Origin of the sequence: Cupriavidus pauculus, assembly GCF_002858765.1 — a bacterium.
In the GTDB taxonomy this organism is placed as follows: domain Bacteria; phylum Pseudomonadota; class Gammaproteobacteria; order Burkholderiales; family Burkholderiaceae; genus Cupriavidus; species Cupriavidus pauculus_B.
Genome location: NZ_PJRP01000008.1, coordinates 97,126 through 116,394 on the forward strand (window position 1 = coordinate 97,126; position 19,269 = coordinate 116,394).

Consider the following 19,269-nt stretch of genomic DNA (forward strand, 5'->3'; position numbering starts at 1 on the left):
AAAACCTGTACGCTTCCCGTGCGCCATACCCCGAGCGCCCGACAGGCCCACCACCACAAAAGGATCTCCACCATGCCGCGCAGACGACAGTTCCTCGGCTATCTTCCGCTCGCCCTGACCACCAGCGTGATCGTCACCGCGGCCCTGGGCAGCCGGCACGCCCGTGCCGCCAGCATGCTGGGAGAGCAGGAACCGGGGGCATTGAAGCTCGGCTACAAGGCCGATACCGCGAAGGTCGATCCGCAGAAATTCCCGGCCCACAAGCCATCGCAGACCTGCGCGAACTGCCAGCTCTACCAGGGCGACACGGGCAGCGCATCCGGCGGCTGCGTGCTGTTCGGCGACAAGGACGTGGCGGCCAAGGGCTGGTGCAGCGCCTGGGAACAGGGCTGATTTCAGCCAATCATTCAGCCAATCCGTGAGTCGGCCGGCACGTACCGCAGCGTGCCGGCCTGGCGTGCCGGGCCGCCGGTATCGTTCGGATGATTGACGCCATCCATGACCGGCACCTCCGCAAAATCGAACGGGCTGACCCCATCCAGGCAAGCCACGTTGACACCGTACAGGTTCGGATTCGATCGCCGCTGCAGGTGCGTATGGATGCCGCAGCGGGAACAGAAGAAGTGCTGGGCCGATCCGGTGTTGAAGCGGTAGCTGCTCAGCAGCGCCTCGCCGCGCAGGAACCTGAGCCCACCGATGTCCGCCGCGACGACCACGGCGCCCCGCATCCGGCAGTAGGAACAGTTGCAGCGGCGCACCGTGTCGAGGCCGTCGCTGAGTGTCGCCTCGAAGCGCACCGCGCCGCAATGGCACTGGCCAGCCCGCTGATTCATGTCGTTCGTCATGTTGCAAATCTCTCCGCTTGTTCAAAGTCCCAGGCAAATCGCGCCGGCCGTGACGACCATGCAGGCAAGCCAGCGTGCTCGACTGACGGTTTCCCCCAGAAACACCCGGCCGATCAGCACCGCGAACACCACGCTGGTCTCGCGCAGCGCCGATACCGCGCCCATCGCGCCGGCCTGCAGCACCCAGATCACGATGCCATACGCAACCAGCGACACCAGCCCGCCGCCTAGCGACACGCCGACCGACAGCGGCTCCGCACGGACTGGCGCCCACAGCGGCCCGATGCCCCGCATCGCGACGAACAGCACCGGCATCAGCCAGTAGAACAGGAACATCCACGCGGTGTACGAAACCGCCTGGCCGCCGGAAAGCCGTACGCCGATGCCATCGATCACGGTATAGATCGCGATGGTCGCCCCGGTCGCCAGCGCGGCCAGCGCACCGGCGCGCGACATACGGCGCCCCTGCAGCGCGATGGCGATGATGCCGCCCGAGATCATCGCCACCCCCAGCCCGTGCAGCGGGCTGATCGACTCCTGCGCGAACAGCGCCGCGCCCAGCGTGACCAGCAGCGGCGACGAACCGCGCGCGATCGGGTAGGCCAGCGCCAGGTCGCTGCGGCGATAGGACCGCACCAGGCTCATGTTGTAGAAGATATGCACGAGCCCCGACGCGACGATGTACGGCCAGGCGGCACGCGCCGGCAAGGGGCTGGACAGGACGATGATCGTGGCCACCGCCGCGATGGCGATGCTCATCCACGTCATGGACAGGAAACGATCGCGATTGCCGTGCAGCATCGCGTTCCAGCTCGCGTGGAGCAAGGCCGCCAGGAGCACGACGCCGCCGGTAAGACTCAACATAGGGATCAAGGATCAGGACGGAAAGTGAGCGGGAAACGACGTGGTTCAGACTGACAGGCAGGATAACTATCTTGTGATGGCCGGACAATCGAGATAAATTGCCGGCTCACGTTAGAAAATCTATCCCTAATGAAACTGGTATTGCCTCCCCTGAACGCCTTGCGCGCCTTCGAGGCCGCCGGCCGGCTCGGCAGCTTCAAGGAAGCCGCGGCGGAACTGCATGTGACGCATGGCGCGGTGAGCCAGCAGGTGCGCCTGCTTGAGGCATGGCTGGGCGCCGCGCTGTTCGAGCGGCACAACCGGCGGGTGGCGTTGACCCCCGCGGCCAGGGCCTATCTGGACAAGGTCGGCCCCCTGTTGGACCAGCTCTCGCTGGCCACCGCGCGATACGGCGTGACCGAGACGGTCGCGCGGACCCTGTCCGTGAATGCATCCGCCACCTTCACCCTGCGCTGGCTGGTGCCCAGGCTGGCCGTGTTTCGCGCAGCCCATCCTGACGTGGAGGTGAACGTCGAGACGTCCAACGCGCCGCTGGAAAGCCTGAAAGATGGGTATGACGTCATCATCCGGGGTGGCCCGGACACGTTCTACGGCTATTCGACCCGGTCTTTCCTGGTCGAGGAACGGGCGCCGGTCTGCAGTCCGGCGCTGCTGCAGCGCCTGCCGCTCGGGTCGCCAGGCGACCTGCGGCAACACACGTTGCTGCACACGTCGAGCCTGCCACGGCTCTGGCCCGACTGGCTGGCCAGCGCCCAGATGCCGGCGCTGATCCCCGCCGCCACCCTGACCTTCGACCACTTCTATCTGACCTTGCAGGCCGCCATCGACGGCATCGGCATCGCAATGGGGCCGATCGCGCTGGTGGCCGACGATCTCGCCGCGGGCCGGCTTGTCGAGCCGTTCGCCACGCCGCGCCTGCCATCCCGCAGCTATTGCACCTACGTTCCGGATGACAAGTCTGGCGACGAACTGGTGGGGAGATTCTGCACCTGGCTGGAGCACGAGGGCATGGCGCCCCGGGGTGCCACCCGCTAGCCCTGCCGTGCCCGACCCTGCCCGTTCGCCCGCTGTCCGCAGACATTTTTTCAGATTTTTGGCAAAAGGGTGGTCTGTTCCGGATTCTCGCGTGACATAGCAAGTAAGACCTTCTTGCTTATGCTCTGCAGTCCGATCCACGTATGCCCGCTGACCGCCACGACTTTAGCCACGCCTTTCGTCCTTCGACACTGATTCCGCGCACCCTGCTTGCCGCCGCCCTCCACGCTTCGGGGCTGATCGTTGCCGCGCCCGCCTTCGCACAGGGCAATCCCGTGCAGGCGCCCGCCGTCCGCGCTTACGACATACCCCCCGGCGACTTGCAGACGGCGCTGAACCGGTTCGGCCGCGAAGCCGGCATTCTGCTGGCGTTCACGCCCGGACAGACGGCGAACCTGACCACCAACGGCCTGCGCGGCCAATATACGGTGCAGGCGGGGCTGGACCAGCTTCTGGAAGGTACGGGCCTGGGCGTGACCCGGGATAACGGGAGCTATCTTCTTGTCCGCCGCGAAGACGCCAGCCGGGCCACCCAGGACAACGCCACGGGCAGCCCCACCCTGCCCCAGGTAACGGTCAGCGCCACGGGCCCGACGGAAAGCTATCGCCCCCAGCCCAGCGCCTCCACGCTGCGTTCGGACCTGCCACTGCAGGACACGCCGCAGGTCGTCAACATCGTTCCGGCGCAGGTGCTGCAGGACCAGCGGCCGCGCAACCTGGACGATGCATTGGGCAACGTCAGCGGCATTACCCAGGGCAATACGCTGGCCGGCACGCAGGACACCATCATGAAGCGTGGCTTCGGTGGCAATCGCGATGGGTCCATCATGCATAACGGCATGCCGCTGGTGCAGGGCCGCGGCTTCAACGCGGCGGCCGAAAGCGTGGAAGTGATAAAGGGGCCGGCGTCACTGCTGTACGGCATCATGGACCCGGGCGGGGTCATCAACATCGTCAGCAAGGTTCCGGAGCGCAAGCGCCATACGGAACTGTCGCTGCGGGGCTCCACCTATGGGCACGGCCAGAACGGGGCGGGTGGCACCCTGGACACCACCGGCGCGGTTGGCGACACGCCGCTTGCCTACCGGCTGGTGGCTGACTACACCGACGAGCAGTACTGGCGCAATTTCGGCGTCCATCGCGAGACGCTGATCGCGCCATCGGTGGCCTGGTACGGCAAGGACACCCAGGCCGTGCTGTCGTACGAGTATCGCAAATTCCTGTACCCGTTCGATCGCGGCACGGCGCTTGACCCGCGCACGAACGAACCGCTGCCCATCCCGAGCCGCCGGCGGCTTGACGAGGCGTTCAACCAGATGGAAGGCGAATCGCACCTGGCGCAGCTTTCGGTCGACCACCAGTTCAACGCCGACTGGAAGGGCCACTTCGGCTACAGCTACAACCGCGAAACCTACGATGCGGGCCAGTTGCGCGTGACCGGCGTGAACACCGGCAACGGCACGCTGACGCGCAGCAACGACGCCACGCATGGCGCGCTGAGCACGGACAGCTACGGCATTGCCTACGTCGACGGCAACTTCCGGCTGGGCGGGATGCGCAACAACCTGCAGCTGGGGATGGACCACGAGTACCGGCTCATCTATCGCCGCGACCTGCTGCGCCAGGCCACCCGCAGCACGTTCAGTTACCTGAACCCGGTCTATGGCCTGGAAAACCCGTCCACCACGGTCTCGGCCAGCGACAGCGACCAGACCGATTCGCTGCACAACACGTCGGTCTTCCTGCAGGACAGCCTGTACCTGACCGACAAGTGGATCCTGGTGGGCGGCGTCCGCTACATGACCTGGAGCCAGATGGCGGGGCGCGGCCGCCCGTTCACCGTCAACACCGACATCTCGGGCAACAAGTGGCTGCCGCGCGCGGGCATCGTCTACAAGGCCACGCCGGCGGTATCGGTCTACGCGAGCTACACGGCATCGCTCAAGCCGACCTCGACCATCGCGCCGCTGAGTTCGGGCGTGGTCATCGATTCGTCGGTGGCCCCGGAAGAAGCCAGGTCGTGGGAACTGGGGACGAAGGTGGACTTCGTCGGCGGCCTGACCGGCACGTTCGCGCTGTTCAACATCGACAAGAAGAACGTACTGGTATCCCAGTACAACGACGTCACCAAGCTGACGGACTGGCGCACATCGGGCAAGGCCCGCTCGCGTGGCGCCGAACTGGACATTTCCGGGCAGATCGGCAACCGCTGGAACGTCATCGCCAGCTATGCCTACATCGACGCCAAGACCACCGAAGACCCGCTGTACGCCGGCAACCGGCTCTGGAACGTGGCACAGCACACGGCATCGCTGTCCGCCGTCTACGACTTCGGACAGATCTTCGGCGGCGACCGCCTGCGGCTGGGCGGCATGGCCCACTACGTGGGCAACCGGCCCGGCGATTCGGCCAACAGCTTCTCGCTGCCGGCCTACACACTGTTCGACGCGTTCGCGACCTACGAGACGCGCCTCAGCGGGCAAAAGGTGCGCTTCCAGTTGAACGCCAAGAACCTGTTCAACCGCGTGTACTACCCGTCCAGCGCCAACCGCTACTTCGTGGCCGTGGGCGACGCCCGGCAGGTTTCGCTGATTACCACCTTCGAGTTCTGACCATGAACGAATCGTCGAAAACCGGCCGTCGGGCCGCCAGGACAGGTGCGGCGCTTGCCGGGCTCTGGACAGCCTGCGCCCTCTGGTCCGCGCCCGCGTCCGCCGCAAATCGCACCATTGCGCTCGTGACGCAGGTATCGAGCCCCAGTGCCGCGGCAGACCGGCTGGTGAAGACCCATCTCGAATCGCGCGGCTATCGCGTCACGATCCATAACCAGGATGTGGCGCCTGATGTCGTGGCCAATGCCGACTGCGTGATCCTGTCATCCACCGTCTCGGCAAAGTCGATGCAGGCCGGCTGGCGGCAACTGCGCGTGCCGTTGATGACGTGGGAGAACGACTATCTCGACGATCTGGCGATGACGGGCAAGCGGCATGATGCCGACTTCGGCGAGGCGCCGCGCGAGCGCTATGTCTGGCTGGTCAATGCGCCCCACCCGGCCGCGGGCGGGCTGCCGGCGGGCGTCGTCAACGTGTACCAGAAGCAGGCCGCCATGAGCTGGGGCAAGCCGGGGCTCGGCGCCAGCACCATCGCCACGCTCTACGGGCAGCCCGACAAGGCCGCCGTATTCACCTACGAGAAAGGCGCGACGATGGATTACGAGTCCATCGCGCCGGCACGACGTGTGATGTTCTTCCTGGACAACGAGACGTTCCCCAACCTGTCGCCCGAAGGACTGCGCCTGTTCGATGCCGTCGTCGACTGGGCCGCCCAGCCGGGGCCCAGGCAAGGCGATCAGCCAAGCCAGGACAAGGCTTCGGTCAGCGACAGCACGGCCGTGCGCGAATCGAACGCCGTGGCAAACAGGTGATCGTGGACGACCGGGTCCGGGTCGTAGCAGCAATCCTTGACCGTGACCAGCCTGAAGTCGGCATCGCTGGCATACGCAACGGACGACAGCATCACGCCGGTCGAGGCAATCCCCACCATGACCAACGTGTCGATGCCCTGTGCGGACAGCCGCACCTGCAGGTCGGTGCCGAAGAACACGCTGGCCCGATGCGCCAGGATGATCGGCTCATCGGACCGGCGGCCCAGTTCCGGCGATAGCTGGTCCTCGACGAACAGCCCCAGTTGCCGGATGCCCTGCCCGTTCCGGTTCAGCGGACTGATCTCCGGATAGCCCGGCGCGAAGTGGATCTTCGCAAAGTAGACGCTGACGCCCCGCGCCCGTGCCGCATCGCACAGCCGGCGCGTGTTGGCCAGCAACGTCGGCGCGACCTCCGGAAACAGGTTCAGGATGTCGGTCTGATAGTGCATGACCACCAGCGCTGTCCGCGCTGGCACACAGGTCGGCATCGGCATGCTCGCTCCGGTTCTCGTCCGCCTTCATTGCGCCTTTTCAGGCACCCGCGCCGCTATCCGCGTCGCGCGGCCTCGATGGTGGCAATGTCGATCTTGCGCATCGTCATCATGGCGTCGAAGACGCGCTTGGCCGCCACGCGGTCGGGGGCGGAAATCCCCGCCAACAGCACACGCGGAGTGATTTGCCACGAAATCCCCCAGCGGTCCTTGCACCAGCCGCATTCGCTTTCCTTGCCGCCGTTGTCGACAATCGCGCTCCACAGGCGGTCGGTTTCGGCCTGGTCGTCGGTGGCAATCTGGAACGAAAACGCCTCGCTGTGCTTGAAGTGCGGGCCACCGTTCAGCCCCACGCACGGGATGCCGGCCACCGTGAATTCCACGGTCAGGACATCCCCGAGCTTGCCGTCGGGATAGTCACCCGGCGCGCGCATCACCGCGCCGACCTTGCTGTCTGGAATGTGCTGCGCATAGAAGGTGGCCGCGTCCAGCGCGTCCCGCTCGAACCACAAACAGATCGTGTTCTTGCTGCTCATGCTGTGTCTCCTGATAGGTGTCCGGCGCCGGTATCTTACTCCCGCCACGCCGGTAGTCTGGCCGAAACGTGCTGTCCACAAATCCTACGAGAACACGTAGCCCAGCCGGGCCGGCCCTGGCACGACGCCGACGGCCACGACCTGTCGGGAACTTGGAGCGCGCCCGTGTAAGAGCTACACACGCAGCCTGCAGCCCGGCTGCCGGCACGCCCTCTTGTACAAGGCAACGGCAGGCGGGATGCCCTGGCATCTGAATTGCAGCGTACGAATGTTTCGCCAGGAAGAAAAACACGTCATGGCGCAGGCCTTCACACGCGCGGAAGTCCTTGTTCTCAAGCTGCTGGGCCTTGGCGTGCTGGTTCTGGTCGCCGCCGCCCTTGGCGTGGCCCGCTGGTCCATGGCCCCACAGATCGAGATGCAGGAACCCGTTGCGCAGCCCATTCCGTTCAGCCACAAGCATCACGTCTCGGACGATGGCATCGACTGCCGCTACTGCCATGCATCCGTGGAGACGTCGGCGTTCGCGGGCATGCCGGCCACCGGCGTATGCCTGACATGTCACAGCGTGCTGTTTCGTGACGCGCCGATGCTGGCGCCCCTGCACGCCAGCAACCGGGACAACCGGCCGCTGGCATGGACGCGCGTGCATGACCTGCCCGATTTCGTGTATTTCGACCACAGCATCCACGTTGCCAAGGGTGTGGCCTGCCAGGAATGCCACGGGCGCGTGGACCAGATGCCGCTGACGCGCCGGGTGGCGCCGCTGGACATGCAGTGGTGCCTGGCATGCCACCGCGATCCAGCCCGCCACCTGCATGCGCCCACCGACATCTTTGCGATGCGCGAGCGCCCCCCGCTCGCGGCCGACGAAATGGCGCTGCTGCAGAAGATGTATCACCTGCAGGACACCCGGCGGCTCACCGATTGTTCCACCTGTCATCGATGACGCACCGGCCCGTGATTCCGATCGTCCCTGCGTCCGAGGCGTCCGATGCGTCCGAGGCCTTCGATGCCTCCGATACCGCCGACACGCCCGACAGCCTCGCCCGGCGCAACTTCCTGCGCGTGATGGCCGCCTCGGCCGCGCTGGCGGGCGGCGCCTGCAGCGGGCCGCCGAAGGAGGCCATCGTTCCGTACGTCCACATGCCCGAGGGCATGGTGCCAGGGCGGCCGATCTTCTACGCCACCGCGCTGACCCGCCATGGCTACGGCACGGGTGTGCTGGTTGAAAGCAATATGGGCCGCCCCACCAAGATCGAGGGCAATCCGCGCCATCCCGCCAGCCTGGGCGGCACGCATCCGTTCGACCAGGCCGCCGTGCTCCAGCTATGGGACCCCGACCGCAGCCAGGCACCCTATCGCGGCGCGGCCATGTCGACCTGGCAGGCCTTCGATGCGGCGCTGGCCGTGCAACGCACCCAATGGCGCGACCGCGATGGCGAAGGGCTGCGCCTGCTGACCGGCAATATCGGCTCGCCCACGCTTGCGGCACAGATCGCGCACTGGCTGGAACGGTATCCCAAGGCCGTCTGGCACGCCCACGATCCGGTCCACGACGGCACGCCCGGCATCGACCTGGCTTTTGGCGATGCGGTGGATCCGGTACTCGATCCCTCGCCGGCCACGCTCGTGGTGACCTTCGATGCCGATCTGCTTGGCCAGGGGCCTGGCGCCGTCCGGCAGGCCCACGACCTGATGGCCGACCGCCGCGGCACGGCCCCCGCGCTGGCGCGCCGCATTTATGCGATCGAATCGTCGCCCACGCTGACGGGCGAGATCGCTGATAACCGGCTGGCGCTGCCTCCCCATGACATCGAACGACTGGCGTGGTCGCTCGCGCGCAAGCTCGGCATGCCCGAAGCGGCGGCGGACACGCCCGCCCCCGACGACGCCACCGCGCGCCGCTGGCTCGATGTGCTGGCACGGCGTCTCGCGGACGCCCCGGCGGGCCAGTCGCTGCTGGTGCCGGGCGACAGCCTGGCGCCGTCCACCCAGGCGCTGATCTGGCGCCTCAACGCGCGGCTGGGCAATCTTGGCCGTGCGGTGCGCACGGTTGCCCGGTCGCCACGACGACCTCGGGGCGACGGCCATTCGATGGCTGCACTGACCCAGGCCATGCGGGCCGGCCAGGTTTCGGCGCTACTGGTCATCGACGCCAACCCCGCCTACGACGCGCCCTGCGATCTTGACTTCGGCGGCGCGCTTGGCCACGTGCCGTGGTCGGCCCACCTGGGCCTGTACCGCGACGAAACGGCGCGCCTGACCACCTGGCATATCCCGATGGCCCACGACCTGGAGCGATGGAGCGACGCGCACGCGTGGGACGGCACCGTATCCATCGTGCAGCCCCTGATTGCACCGCTCAATGCCGGCCGCTCGGCGCACGAACTGCTATCGGCCGCCACCGGCGACCCGCCCGCTTCCGGCCACGCGATCGTGCGCGCGCACTGGCAGGCGCACCAGCCGTCTGGCTTCGACGATGTCTGGCAACTCGCACTGCGCACCGGCGTGGTCCCCGATTCGGCGTCTGCCGATGTGTCGCCCGAGATGCAGCGCCCCATCACGCCGCCCTTATTCGCCATACCTCCGCTGGTTGCCCGCTTCACGCCCGACCCCGCCACCGACGGCGGCGAACTGGCCAACAACGCCTGGCTGCAGGAACTGCCGCGCGCGCTGACGCGGCACACCTGGGACAACGCTGCGCTGCTGGGTCCGCTCACGGCCCGGATGCACCATCTGGCCACCGGCGACATCGTGCGGATACGCCGCGTGGATGGCCGAGGCCAGCCGGTCGAGGCGCCGGTGTGGGTCATGCCGCGTCACGCGGAAGGGGTCGTTACGCTACCGCTTGGCTACGGGCGTCGCCATGCCGGGCGCGTTGGCAACGGCGTGGGCTTCGACGCCTACGTCCTGCGCACGTCGGATGGGCCGCACGCCATCGCCCTGGACGCCACGGGCGCCACGCACGCGTTCGCGGTGGTGCAGACGCAGACCTCGATGGCCGGGCGAGGGCTTGCGCCAGCCGCCACGGCCGCCGAGTACCGTCGCCATCCCCATTTCGCGCAGCGCCATGCACCGCAGGCCGCCGAATCGCTCTACCCGCGCTGGCCCTATCCCCACGAGCGCTGGGGCATGACGATCGATCTGAACGCCTGCATCGGCTGCAATGCCTGCACCATCGCCTGCCAGGCCGAAAACAATATTCCGGTGGTCGGCAAGACCGAGGTCGGGCGTGGCCGCGTGATGCACTGGATCCGCGTCGACCGGTACGACGACGCGCGTGACACCGCCGGCCAGCCGGTTCGCACCGTCTTCCAGCCCGTGCCATGCATGCACTGCGAAGACGCGCCGTGCGAACTGGTGTGCCCGGTCGGCGCCACCGTCCACGACAGCGCCGGCCTCAATGTGCAGGTCTACAACCGGTGCGTCGGCACGCGCTTCTGCTCCAACAACTGTCCGTACAAGGTACGGCGCTTCAACTTCCTGCAGTACAGCAACCAGGGCGACGACCGGCCGCCGCCGGCCTACAACCCCGAAGTGACGGTGCGCCGGCGTGGCGTGATGGAGAAATGCACGTACTGCCTGCAACGTGTCACGCGCGCCCGGATCGAAGCGGAAAAGCTCGGCCGGCCGCTGCGCGATGGCGACGTGGTCACCGCCTGCCAGGCCAGTTGCCCGACACAGGCCATTGCGTTCGGCAATCTCGCCGACCCGGACAGCCAGGTCAGCCAGCGCAAGCGGTCTCCGCGCAACTTCGACCTGCTGGCCGAACTGAATACCCGGCCACGCACCAGCTATGCCGCGCTGGTGACCAACCCCGACGAGGATCTTGCATAGCCATGGCAGACCCGTCGGACACGCCCCCCGTTTCAAGAGATATTGGTGTACTGCGGCCGGGCTGGGGCTATGCCAGCGTGTCCGACAAGATCGCCGGCCTGGTGCTGGACCGGCCGGTGCAACTGCCCTGGCTCGGCGCCTTCCTGCTGACGTTTGCCGGCATGCTGGTGTTCATCGGCGGCACGGCCTGGCTCTTCGCCAAAGGCGTGGGCATCTGGGGCGTCGATATTCCCGTGGCGTGGGGCTTTGCCATCGGCAACTTCGTCTGGTGGATCGGGATCGGCCATGCCGGCACGTTCATTTCGGCGTTCCTGCTGCTGCTCAGGCAGCAATGGCGTACGTCGGTGAACCGGTTCGCCGAAGCCATGACGCTGTTTGCCGCCGCCATCGCCGGCCTGTTCCCGATCCTGCATCTGGGCCGCCCGTGGTTCTTCTACTGGCTGGTGCCCTACCCCAACGTGATGAATGTCTGGCCGCAGTGGCGCAGCCCGCTGGTGTGGGATCTCTTTGCCATCGGCACCTACCTGATCGTGTCGCTGCTGTTCTGGTACGTCGGGCTGATTCCCGATCTGGCCACGCTGCGCGACCGCGCCTGCCTGCGCGGGCGCCGCCGGGTGGCGCAGACCTATGCGGTGATGGCCCTGGGCTGGCGCGGCGACGCGCGGCACTGGGCGCGCTACGAGAGCGCCTACAAGCTGCTGGCCGGGCTGGCCACGCCGCTGGTCATCGCCGTGCATTCCATCGTGTCGCTGGACTTTGCGATCGGCAACACGCCGGGCTACCACTCCACCATCTTTCCCCCGTACTTCGTCGCCGGGGCGCTGTTTTCCGGCTTTGCCATGGTGCTGACGATCGCCATTCCGCTGCGGCACGCCTACGGCCTGCAGGACTTCATCACCAGCCGCCATCTGGCCAACGCGGCAAAGATCATGCTGACGATGAGCGTGATCGTCGCGTATGGCTACACCAGCGAGATCTTCACCGCCTTCTACAGCGGCGACCCCTACGAGATCTTCCTGGTCCGCAACCGCTGGGGCGGCCCGTACGCCGGGGTGTACTGGGCGATGATGGCCTGCAACGTGCTGGTGCCGCAGTGCCTGTGGTGGCGGCGCGTGCGGCACAGCCCGCTGGCCTTGTTCGCGCTGAGCCTGGTCATCAACACGGGCATGTGGATGGAGCGCTTTCTGATCGTGGTATCGAGCCTGCACCGCGACTTCCTGCCGTCGTCGTGGGGCATGTTCTATCCGACCGTATGGGACTGGATCATGCTGGTGGGCTCCATCGCCATGTTCGCGTGGCTGTTCCTGGTCTTTATCCGCTGCCTGCCGGTGATCTCCATCGCCGAGATGCGCGAACTCGTGCACGCCAGCGCCAGGGAGCAGCCATGAGTCCCTATGGCGTCCTGGCCGAATACCGTACCGGCGATGCCCTGCTGGACGCGGCCCGCCACGCACGCGCCGCCGGGTTCACCGACCTCGAAGCGTTCACGCCGTATCCCGTGGAGGGGCTGGCGGACGCCATCGGCATGGCAACGGACCGCATGCCGCTGCTGGCGCTGCTGGGGGGGCTGGCCGGCGGCATCGGCGGCTTCCTGCTGCAGTGGTATGCGGCGGTCTTCGACTATCCGATCAATGTCGGCGGGCGCCCGACCGGAAGCTGGCAGATGTTCGTGCCGGCGACGTTCTCGATGACGATCCTCGGCGCGGCTTTGGCAACGGTATTCGGCATGCTGGTGGCCAACCGGCTGCCGCGCCTGCGCCATCCGCTGTTCGATGCCGCCGATTTCGAGCAGGCGACGCGACACCGGTTCTTCCTGTGCGTCCGGCCCGGCAACGATGATGCCGACGCCGCCCGGCGCATGCTGGCAGCCACCGACCCCTTGCAGGTGACAGCGGTGGCGGAGGTGCCGGCATGACCCCCTTCCGGCTGCTGCGCTGTCTCTGCATCCTGTGTGTGCCCTGTGCGCTGGCGTCGTTTGCCGGGTGCGAGCGGGCGCGCCAGGACATGTACGACCAGCCAAAGTACAAGCCCTTTGCGCGCAGCGACCGCTTCGGTGACGGCACCTCGGCCCGGCCGTTACCCGACAACACCGTGCCGGCGCCAGGCGGCCCGTTTGCGGCCACGTCCAGCGGCCGAAGCCAGGACGATGCCCCGAACGCATCGCGCCCGCCGCTGACGCTGCAGCAGCTGCAACGCGGCCAGTCCCGCTACGAGATCTACTGCATGCCGTGTCACAGCGCCACCGGCGACGGCGACGGCATGGTGGTGCGACGCGGCTTTCCGCGTCCGCCATCGTTCCACACCGATGCGTTGCACGCCGCACCCGACACCTTGCTCTACGACGTGATCAGTCACGGCAGCGGACAGATGGCCGCCTACGCCGCGCAGTTGCCGCCGCCGGACCGCTGGGCCGTGGTGGCCTATCTGCGCGCCCTGCAGTTCAGCCAGCATGCGCCCGCCGCGCGCCTGACGGCCGACGACCTGCGGCACCTGGACGGCGCAGCGCCGGCCGGAGAGCATCGATGAGCCCGCACACCATCGCCACGCTGCTGTCGCTGTACCTGACTGCCTGGTGGTGCGGCATCGGCGTGGTGATGGGCGGCCTGGCCATCGTCTGGATCCACAACCTGACGGGCGGCGCGTGGGGCGAGCCGCTGCGCGCGCCATTGCTGGGCATGGCGCGCCATACCTGGCTGCTGGCGTTGCTGTTCCTGCCGATCCTGGCAGGCGTCGGCGCACTGTACCCCTGGGCGGCCGACGCCGCACGCGGGGCGCAGCGCTGGGCGCCCGACATCCCCGCCCACAGCGCCGCATTCAAGTCACTATGGCTGAGCCGATCCGGCTTTGTCGTGCGCGGCGTGGCGGTGCTGGCCGTCTGGGTCGTCCTGGCCACGATGAGCCGGTCCGCCCGCCACACGCGCTCGCCACGCTTTGCGGCGGCGGCGTTGATCATCTATGGGCTCACGGTCAGCGTGGCGGCGGTGGACTGGATCATGTCGCTGATGCCGCTCTGGTACTCCAGTGTGTTCGGCCTGCTGCTGGCCACGGGCCAGGCGTGCGCCGGCCTGGCGCTCGGCACATGGCTGGCGGCGCGGCGCGGCGCCCCGCCGCAAGTGCTGCTGGACCTGGGCAACCTGTTGCTGACCGCCGTCATCACCTGGGCCTACCTGGCCTTCACCCAGTACCTGATCATCTGGGCCGAGGACCTGCCGCACGAAATCGGCTGGTATCTGGCACGCCGGGTGGGCGTCTGGCCCCTGATGGCCTGGGTGCTGGCGCTGGGCCATTTCGCGCTGCCGATGCTGGCCCTGCTGTCGCGCCGCGTGAAGCGCTCGCCGCCGATGCTGGCAACGGTGGCCGCCATGGTGCTTGTCATGCATGCGGTGGAAGCCTGCTGGCTGGTGCTGCCCTCCACAGGAGGCCACACATGAGCCACGCGCGCCAGGCCCGCAACGTCAGCCTGCGCGCCGTCGCACTCGGGGCGGCCGCGCTTGCCGTTGCCATTGCGCTGGCGGCCACCGTCGGCTGGCTCTACGCGCGCCGGCTCAACGCATCCGGATCGCTGGGCGCGCCGGCGCCGGCTGCGCCAGCCGCCTCGGCGCCGGCTGCGTTGCCGCTGTCCGAAAGCGCGCCCCAACCCGAACGTGCGCGCTACGAGGCCGAAAAGCTCGCCGAACTCAACGGCTGGGGGTGGATTGATAAACGCGCCGGGACGGCCCGCATCCCGGTGGCGCGCGCCATGGCGCTGATGGCCGATGAACGCAAGGAGCCCGCACCATGAACGCGCGCGCCGCCGCCCTGGCGCTGATCGCGTGGCTGGCCCTGCCCACGCAGGCGGCACCCCTGGCGCTGCCCGCGCCGCCGGACATGGCGTTTGCGCCCATCCCCGGCAAGCAGCTGCCCGCTGACCTGTCCTTTCGCGACGACGACGGACGGCCTGTGCGCCTGCAAGACCTGTCGCGCGACCGGCCGCTGGTGCTGGTGCCCGGGTACTACCGCTGCACCAACCTGTGCAGCACGGTCATGGATGGCGTGCTGGAATCGCTGGCCCAGGCACACCTGCCGCACGACGCCTGGCGCGTCGCGGCCGTCAGCATCGACAGCCACGAGACCGTGGCAACCGCCGCCGCAAAGAAGCCGCACTATGGCGCCCTGCTGGCCGCCGCGGGTGGCGATCTTCACATGCTCACCGGCGATGCGGGGACCATCGATGCCCTGATGCGGGCCATCGGCATGCGGGCGTCGCCCTTGCCCGATGCAGACCAGATCGCCCATCCGGCCGGCTTTGTCGTAGTGACACCCGATGGCCGGATCTCCCGGTCCTTCAGCGGCGTCCGGTTCGATGCCGCCGCGTTGCGCACCGCGATCGAACAGGCGGCGGCAGGCCGGGTTGGTTCTCCGGCACAGCAGCTGCTGATGCGCTGCGTGCATTTCGATCCGCAGACCGGCCGCTACACGATGACGATCCTCGACGGGATCCGGATGGTGTTTTTGTCCGCCTTCGCCGCGCTGGGCATCGGCTGGCTGTGGCACACCGGCCGGCGGCAGCGGGGTCGCCCATCATGAACGGCACCTTCCAGCTTCTGCCGGACAGCGCATCGCTGGCAGCCGGCCGCTACGACACCCTGATGCTGTCGCTTACCGCGCTGCTCTGCGTGGTGGCGCTGGCTGTGCTGTGCGTAATGGCCGGATTCGTCATTCGCTACCGCGAGCACCGGCAGGCCGACCGCCACCGGCCGCCGCTGTCCAGCGCGCCGCTGGAGATCGCCTGGACGGTCACGCCACTGCTGATCTTCCTGGGCATCTTTGCCTGGGCCGCGCACGACTACACGCTGCTGGCGCGAGAAACCGCCGGTGCGGTGCCGGTCACCGTGGTCGCCCGCCAATGGATGTGGAAGCTCGAACACGCCAACGGCAAGCGCGAGATCAACGAACTGCACGTGCCGCTGGGCCAGGCCGTGGAGTTGACGATGACCTCGCAGGACGTGATCCACAGCTTCTATGTGCCGGCATTCCGCATCAAGCAGGACGTGGTGCCGGGCCGCTACACGATGCTGCGCTTCACGGCCACCCGGGCCGGCGAATACCGGCTGTTCTGCGCCGAGTACTGCGGCACCGACCACGCCGCCATGCAGGGGCGCATCGTCGTGATGCCGCCCGCAGCGTTTGCGCAATGGCTCGGCGCCAGCACGGGCCCGGAAACCACGACGGCACGGGGCCGCGCGCTGTTCCAGCAGCTGGGCTGTGCCGCCTGCCACGATGCCGGCGCCACGGTGCAGGCGCCGCCGCTGGACGGGCTGCTCGGCCGGACGGTGACGCTGCAGGATAGCCGCACCGTGACCGCCGACGCCGCCTACGTGCGCGACGCGATGCTGGACCCGCGCAAGGACGTCGTGGCCGGCTATGCGCCCATCATGCCGACCTACCAGGGCCAGGTGGACGAGGAAGACATCCTCGCCATCATCGCCTACCTGCGCGCCACCGGCACCACGACGGGAGCCCCCCATGCAGACCGAAACCGTTGAACGCACGGGCGCCTTGACTGACGCCGACAACAAGGCCGGCGACGAGGGCGGCAACGACAGCAACTACCTGAGCGAAAGCACCTCGCTTGGCTCGTGGCTGGGATCGACCGATCACAAGCGCATCGCATGGCTGTACATGGTGGCGATCACGCTGTTCTTCTTCGTCGGTGGCGCGGCCGCCACGCTGATCCGCCTGGACCTGGTCACGCCCCAAGGCGACCTGATGACGGCCGACACCTACAACCGGCTGTTCACCGCGCACGGCGTCATCATGGTCTGGCTGTTCCTGATCCCGTCGATTCCATCGGTGCTCGGCAACTTCCTGGTGCCGCTGATGATCGGCGCACGCGACATGGCGTTTCCCCGGCTGAACCTGGCCAGCTGGTATCTCTACCTGGCCGGCGGCACGCTGACGCTGGGCGCGATGGTCGCAGGCGGCGTGGACACCGGCTGGACGTTCTACACGCCCTTCTCGACGATGTTCTCGAACAGCCACGTGGTGCTGACGCTGGCGGGGGTATTCGTCACCGGCTTTTCGTCGATTCTCACCGGCCTGAACATCATCGTCACCACGCACACGCTGCGCGCGCCCGGCATGACATGGATGCGCCTGCCGCTGTTCGTCTGGGCCAGCTACGGCACCAGCCTGATCCTGGTGCTGGCCACGCCGGTATTGGCGATGACGCTGTGCCTGGTGGCGCTGGAGCGGCTGGCCCATATCGGCATCTTCGATCCGGCACTCGGTGGCGACCCGCTGCTGTTCCAGCACCTGTTCTGGTTCTACTCGCACCCGGCCGTGTACATCATGATCCTGCCGGCGATGGGCGTGGCCAGCGAGATCATCCCGTGCTTTGCGCGGCGCCCCGTCTTCGGCTATCGCGCCATGGCGTGGGCCATTGTCGGCATCGCCAGCCTGGGCTTCCTGGTATGGGGCCACCACATGTTCGTCAGCGGACAGTCCTATCGCGCCAGCGTGACGTTCTCGCTGCTGAGCTTCCTGGTGGCCGTGCCGTCGGCCATCAAGGTGTTCAACTGGACCGCCACGCTCTACAAGGGCCGCATCCGCCTGGCCGCGCCGATGCTGTACGCGCTGGGTTTTGTCGGGCTGTTCACCATCGGCGGCCTCACGGGGCTGGTGCTGGCTGCCCTGGCCCTTGACGTGCACCTGACCGACACGTACTTCGTCATCGCCCACTTCCACTACATCATGGTGGGCGGCGCCGTCATGGCCTACCTTGGCGGGCTGCATTTCTGGTGGCCCAAGATCACCGGGCGCCTCTACCCTGAAACCTGGGCCCGTATCGCGGCGGTGGTGATCTTCATCGGCTTCAACCTGACCTTCTTTCCGCAGTTCCTGCTGGGCTTCGAGGGCATGCCGCGCCGCTATCACGCCTATCCGCCCGAATATCAGGTGCTCAACATCCTGTCTTCGGCCGGCGGCTCGATCCTGGCCATCGGCTATCTGATGCCGCTGGTGTACCTGATGCATTCGCTGTTCCGGGCGCCGCGTGCACCCGCCAATCCATGGCACGCCACGGGCCTGGAGTGGCAGACGCCATCGCCGCCGCCCACGCGCAACTTCGCCCACCCGCCCAGGGTGCGACGCGACGCCTATGACTACGACCCCGTGACGGGGCAGGAGTCGCCACAATGAGCGCGCCCCCGTTCCAGTTCGACAGCGGCAGCCAGCAGCGGCTGGCCGCACGCCTGGGCATCTGGATCTTCCTCGCCACGGAGCTGATGTTCTTCGGGCCGCTGTTCATGGGCTACTACTTCGTCCGATTCACGGACCTTGCCGGGCTGACCCTGGCCGCGCGGCACACCGACCTGCTGCTGGGCACGGTTAACACCGTCGTGCTGATGACCAGCAGCCTGTGCATGGCGCTGGCCGTCGCGGCGGCGGAGGCCGGCAACCGGCGCGGTGCCGTGCGCCTGCTGTGCGCCGTGGCGGCGCTGGGCCTGATATTCCTCCTCATCAAGGGGGTCGAGTATGCGAAGGACATCGCCGCGGGCTTTGTTCCCGACAACGCTGCGGGGCCCGGTGGCCACGGCGGGCAGATGTTCCGGCTGCTCTACTACGCGATGACGGGGCTGCACGCCGTGCACCTCTGCATCGGGATCGCGCTGGTGCTCGGTTTCGCCATGGCGATTCGCGCGGGGCGCCACGCCTCCGCCAACCTGGCGCGCCTGGAGACCGTCGGCCTGTACTGGCACTTTGTCGACGTGATCTGGCTGTTCCTGTTCCCCATCCTTTACCTGCCGGGCCGGAGCGCGACATGAAAACCACCACACGACGCCTTTTCGGCGTATGGCTGCTGCTGGTGTTGCTGCTGGCCATCACCGTCGGCACCGCCTTTCTGGATCTGGGCGTCTGGAACGCCCCCATCAACCTCGCCATTGCCGCCCTCAAGGCGCTGCTGATCGCGGTCAGCTTCATGCACCTGGCCCGCGCGGCGGCGGTACTGCGGCTGGCGGCCGCGCTGCCCATCGGCATCCTGGCGATCCTGTTCGTCCTGACGCACGGCGACTACGCCAGCCGCCCCAGACTGCCTGCCGCGTGGCAGACGCCGGCTGCGGCCGCCGGCCGGTAGCGGGGAGGTCAGCGGGTCGGTATGCAAACCTTACCGGCACCGGCACTTTCTACGCGGCCACTTGTGGTGCGCGCGCCGCGATACGCCTGCTGCCAACCGCCCCAACGCTCGCCCCAGCTCT

General features: G+C 67.6%; 20 protein-coding genes. 16 read left to right on the forward strand and 4 right to left on the reverse strand.

Going from position 1 to position 19,269, the window contains the following annotated elements:
* Positions 1 to 72: 72 nt before the first annotated feature.
* A complete protein-coding gene (locus CYJ10_RS17760; RefSeq protein ID WP_101682802.1) occupies positions 73 to 393 on the forward strand; it encodes a high-potential iron-sulfur protein in 321 nt (106 codons plus the stop codon).
* Positions 394 to 407: 14 nt separating this feature from the next.
* Here the strand turns inward: CYJ10_RS17760 and CYJ10_RS17765 are convergent, their stop codons facing one another.
* Both CYJ10_RS17765 and CYJ10_RS17770 read right to left on the reverse strand, forming a co-directional pair.
* Positions 408 to 845: a GFA family protein gene (locus tag CYJ10_RS17765; RefSeq protein ID WP_101682803.1), complete on the reverse strand. Its 438-nt coding sequence runs from the start codon at positions 843 to 845 to the stop codon at positions 408 to 410.
* 21 nt (positions 846 to 866) lie between these two features.
* Positions 867 to 1,709 carry a DMT family transporter gene (locus CYJ10_RS17770; protein ID WP_101682804.1) on the reverse strand — a complete coding sequence of 281 codons (843 nt, stop codon included), beginning with the start codon at positions 1,707 to 1,709 and terminating at the stop codon, positions 867 to 869.
* A 129-nt stretch (positions 1,710 to 1,838) separates the two neighbouring features.
* Here CYJ10_RS17770 and gcvA point away from each other — a divergent pair, with 129 nt between their 5' ends.
* The 3 genes from gcvA (at position 1,839) to CYJ10_RS17785 (ending at position 6,168) form a co-directional block, all read left to right on the forward strand.
* Positions 1,839 to 2,744 (forward strand): transcriptional regulator GcvA, encoded by a 906-nt coding sequence (gcvA, locus tag CYJ10_RS17775; protein WP_101682805.1) that lies wholly within the window; start codon positions 1,839 to 1,841, stop codon positions 2,742 to 2,744.
* Between the two features lie 143 nt (positions 2,745 to 2,887).
* Positions 2,888 to 5,356: a TonB-dependent siderophore receptor gene (locus CYJ10_RS17780; protein ID WP_101682806.1), complete on the forward strand. Its 2,469-nt coding sequence runs from the start codon at positions 2,888 to 2,890 to the stop codon at positions 5,354 to 5,356.
* Positions 5,357 to 5,358: 2 nt separating this feature from the next.
* Complete coding sequence (locus tag CYJ10_RS17785; protein ID WP_257993398.1) at positions 5,359 to 6,168, forward strand: hypothetical protein; 810 nt, start codon at positions 5,359 to 5,361, stop codon at positions 6,166 to 6,168.
* Here CYJ10_RS17785 and CYJ10_RS17790 read toward each other — a convergent pair.
* Together CYJ10_RS17790 and CYJ10_RS17795 are read right to left on the reverse strand one after the other, a co-directional pair.
* Complete coding sequence (locus CYJ10_RS17790) at positions 6,093 to 6,662, reverse strand: isochorismatase family cysteine hydrolase (protein ID WP_101682807.1); 570 nt, start codon at positions 6,660 to 6,662, stop codon at positions 6,093 to 6,095. The two genes, CYJ10_RS17785 and CYJ10_RS17790, sit on opposite strands and share 76 nt — an antisense overlap.
* A gap of 53 nt (positions 6,663 to 6,715) precedes the next feature.
* A complete protein-coding gene (locus CYJ10_RS17795) occupies positions 6,716 to 7,195 on the reverse strand; it encodes a VOC family protein (protein WP_101682808.1) in 480 nt (159 codons plus the stop codon).
* 268 nt (positions 7,196 to 7,463) lie between these two features.
* On the opposite strand from CYJ10_RS17795, the gene CYJ10_RS17800 reads away from it, so the two are divergent.
* From CYJ10_RS17800 to CYJ10_RS17855, 12 genes are read left to right on the forward strand one after another with little or no spacing between them, the layout of a single operon-like run.
* A complete protein-coding gene (locus CYJ10_RS17800) occupies positions 7,464 to 8,141 on the forward strand; it encodes a cytochrome c3 family protein (RefSeq protein WP_257993399.1) in 678 nt (225 codons plus the stop codon).
* On the forward strand, positions 8,138 to 11,032 hold the full coding sequence (locus CYJ10_RS17805; RefSeq protein WP_101682809.1) for a 4Fe-4S dicluster domain-containing protein: 2,895 nt from the start codon (positions 8,138 to 8,140) through the stop codon (positions 11,030 to 11,032). The genes CYJ10_RS17800 and CYJ10_RS17805 overlap by 4 nt, the downstream gene beginning before the upstream one ends.
* A 2-nt stretch (positions 11,033 to 11,034) precedes the next feature.
* On the forward strand, positions 11,035 to 12,420 hold the full coding sequence (nrfD, locus tag CYJ10_RS17810) for an NrfD/PsrC family molybdoenzyme membrane anchor subunit (RefSeq protein WP_257993400.1): 1,386 nt from the start codon (positions 11,035 to 11,037) through the stop codon (positions 12,418 to 12,420).
* Positions 12,417 to 12,947 (forward strand): DUF3341 domain-containing protein, encoded by a 531-nt coding sequence (locus CYJ10_RS17815; protein ID WP_101682810.1) that lies wholly within the window; start codon positions 12,417 to 12,419, stop codon positions 12,945 to 12,947. The genes nrfD and CYJ10_RS17815 overlap by 4 nt, the downstream gene beginning before the upstream one ends.
* Positions 12,944 to 13,558 (forward strand): c-type cytochrome, encoded by a 615-nt coding sequence (locus CYJ10_RS17820; RefSeq protein ID WP_101682811.1) that lies wholly within the window; start codon positions 12,944 to 12,946, stop codon positions 13,556 to 13,558. The genes CYJ10_RS17815 and CYJ10_RS17820 overlap by 4 nt, the downstream gene beginning before the upstream one ends.
* Entirely contained in the window at positions 13,555 to 14,463 is a 909-nt protein-coding gene (locus CYJ10_RS17825) for a hypothetical protein (protein ID WP_101682812.1), read from the forward strand. The genes CYJ10_RS17820 and CYJ10_RS17825 overlap by 4 nt, the downstream gene beginning before the upstream one ends.
* Entirely contained in the window at positions 14,460 to 14,813 is a 354-nt protein-coding gene (locus tag CYJ10_RS17830) for a hypothetical protein (protein ID WP_101682813.1), read from the forward strand. Before CYJ10_RS17825 ends, CYJ10_RS17830 begins: the two co-directional genes overlap by 4 nt.
* Positions 14,810 to 15,598, forward strand: coding sequence for an SCO family protein (locus CYJ10_RS17835; protein ID WP_101682814.1), 789 nt, complete (start codon positions 14,810 to 14,812; stop codon positions 15,596 to 15,598). The genes CYJ10_RS17830 and CYJ10_RS17835 overlap by 4 nt, the downstream gene beginning before the upstream one ends.
* Complete coding sequence (coxB, locus tag CYJ10_RS17840; protein ID WP_101682815.1) at positions 15,595 to 16,557, forward strand: cytochrome c oxidase subunit II; 963 nt, start codon at positions 15,595 to 15,597, stop codon at positions 16,555 to 16,557. Before CYJ10_RS17835 ends, coxB begins: the two co-directional genes overlap by 4 nt.
* On the forward strand, positions 16,538 to 18,211 hold the full coding sequence (gene ctaD, locus CYJ10_RS17845) for a cytochrome c oxidase subunit I (protein ID WP_257993401.1): 1,674 nt from the start codon (positions 16,538 to 16,540) through the stop codon (positions 18,209 to 18,211). The genes coxB and ctaD overlap by 20 nt, the downstream gene beginning before the upstream one ends.
* Positions 18,208 to 18,837: a cytochrome c oxidase subunit 3 family protein gene (locus CYJ10_RS17850; protein WP_101682816.1), complete on the forward strand. Its 630-nt coding sequence runs from the start codon at positions 18,208 to 18,210 to the stop codon at positions 18,835 to 18,837. Before ctaD ends, CYJ10_RS17850 begins: the two co-directional genes overlap by 4 nt.
* Positions 18,834 to 19,148, forward strand: a complete 315-nt coding sequence (locus CYJ10_RS17855; RefSeq protein WP_101682817.1) for a cytochrome C oxidase subunit IV family protein — start codon at positions 18,834 to 18,836, stop codon at positions 19,146 to 19,148. Before CYJ10_RS17850 ends, CYJ10_RS17855 begins: the two co-directional genes overlap by 4 nt.
* Positions 19,149 to 19,269 lie beyond the last annotated feature (121 nt).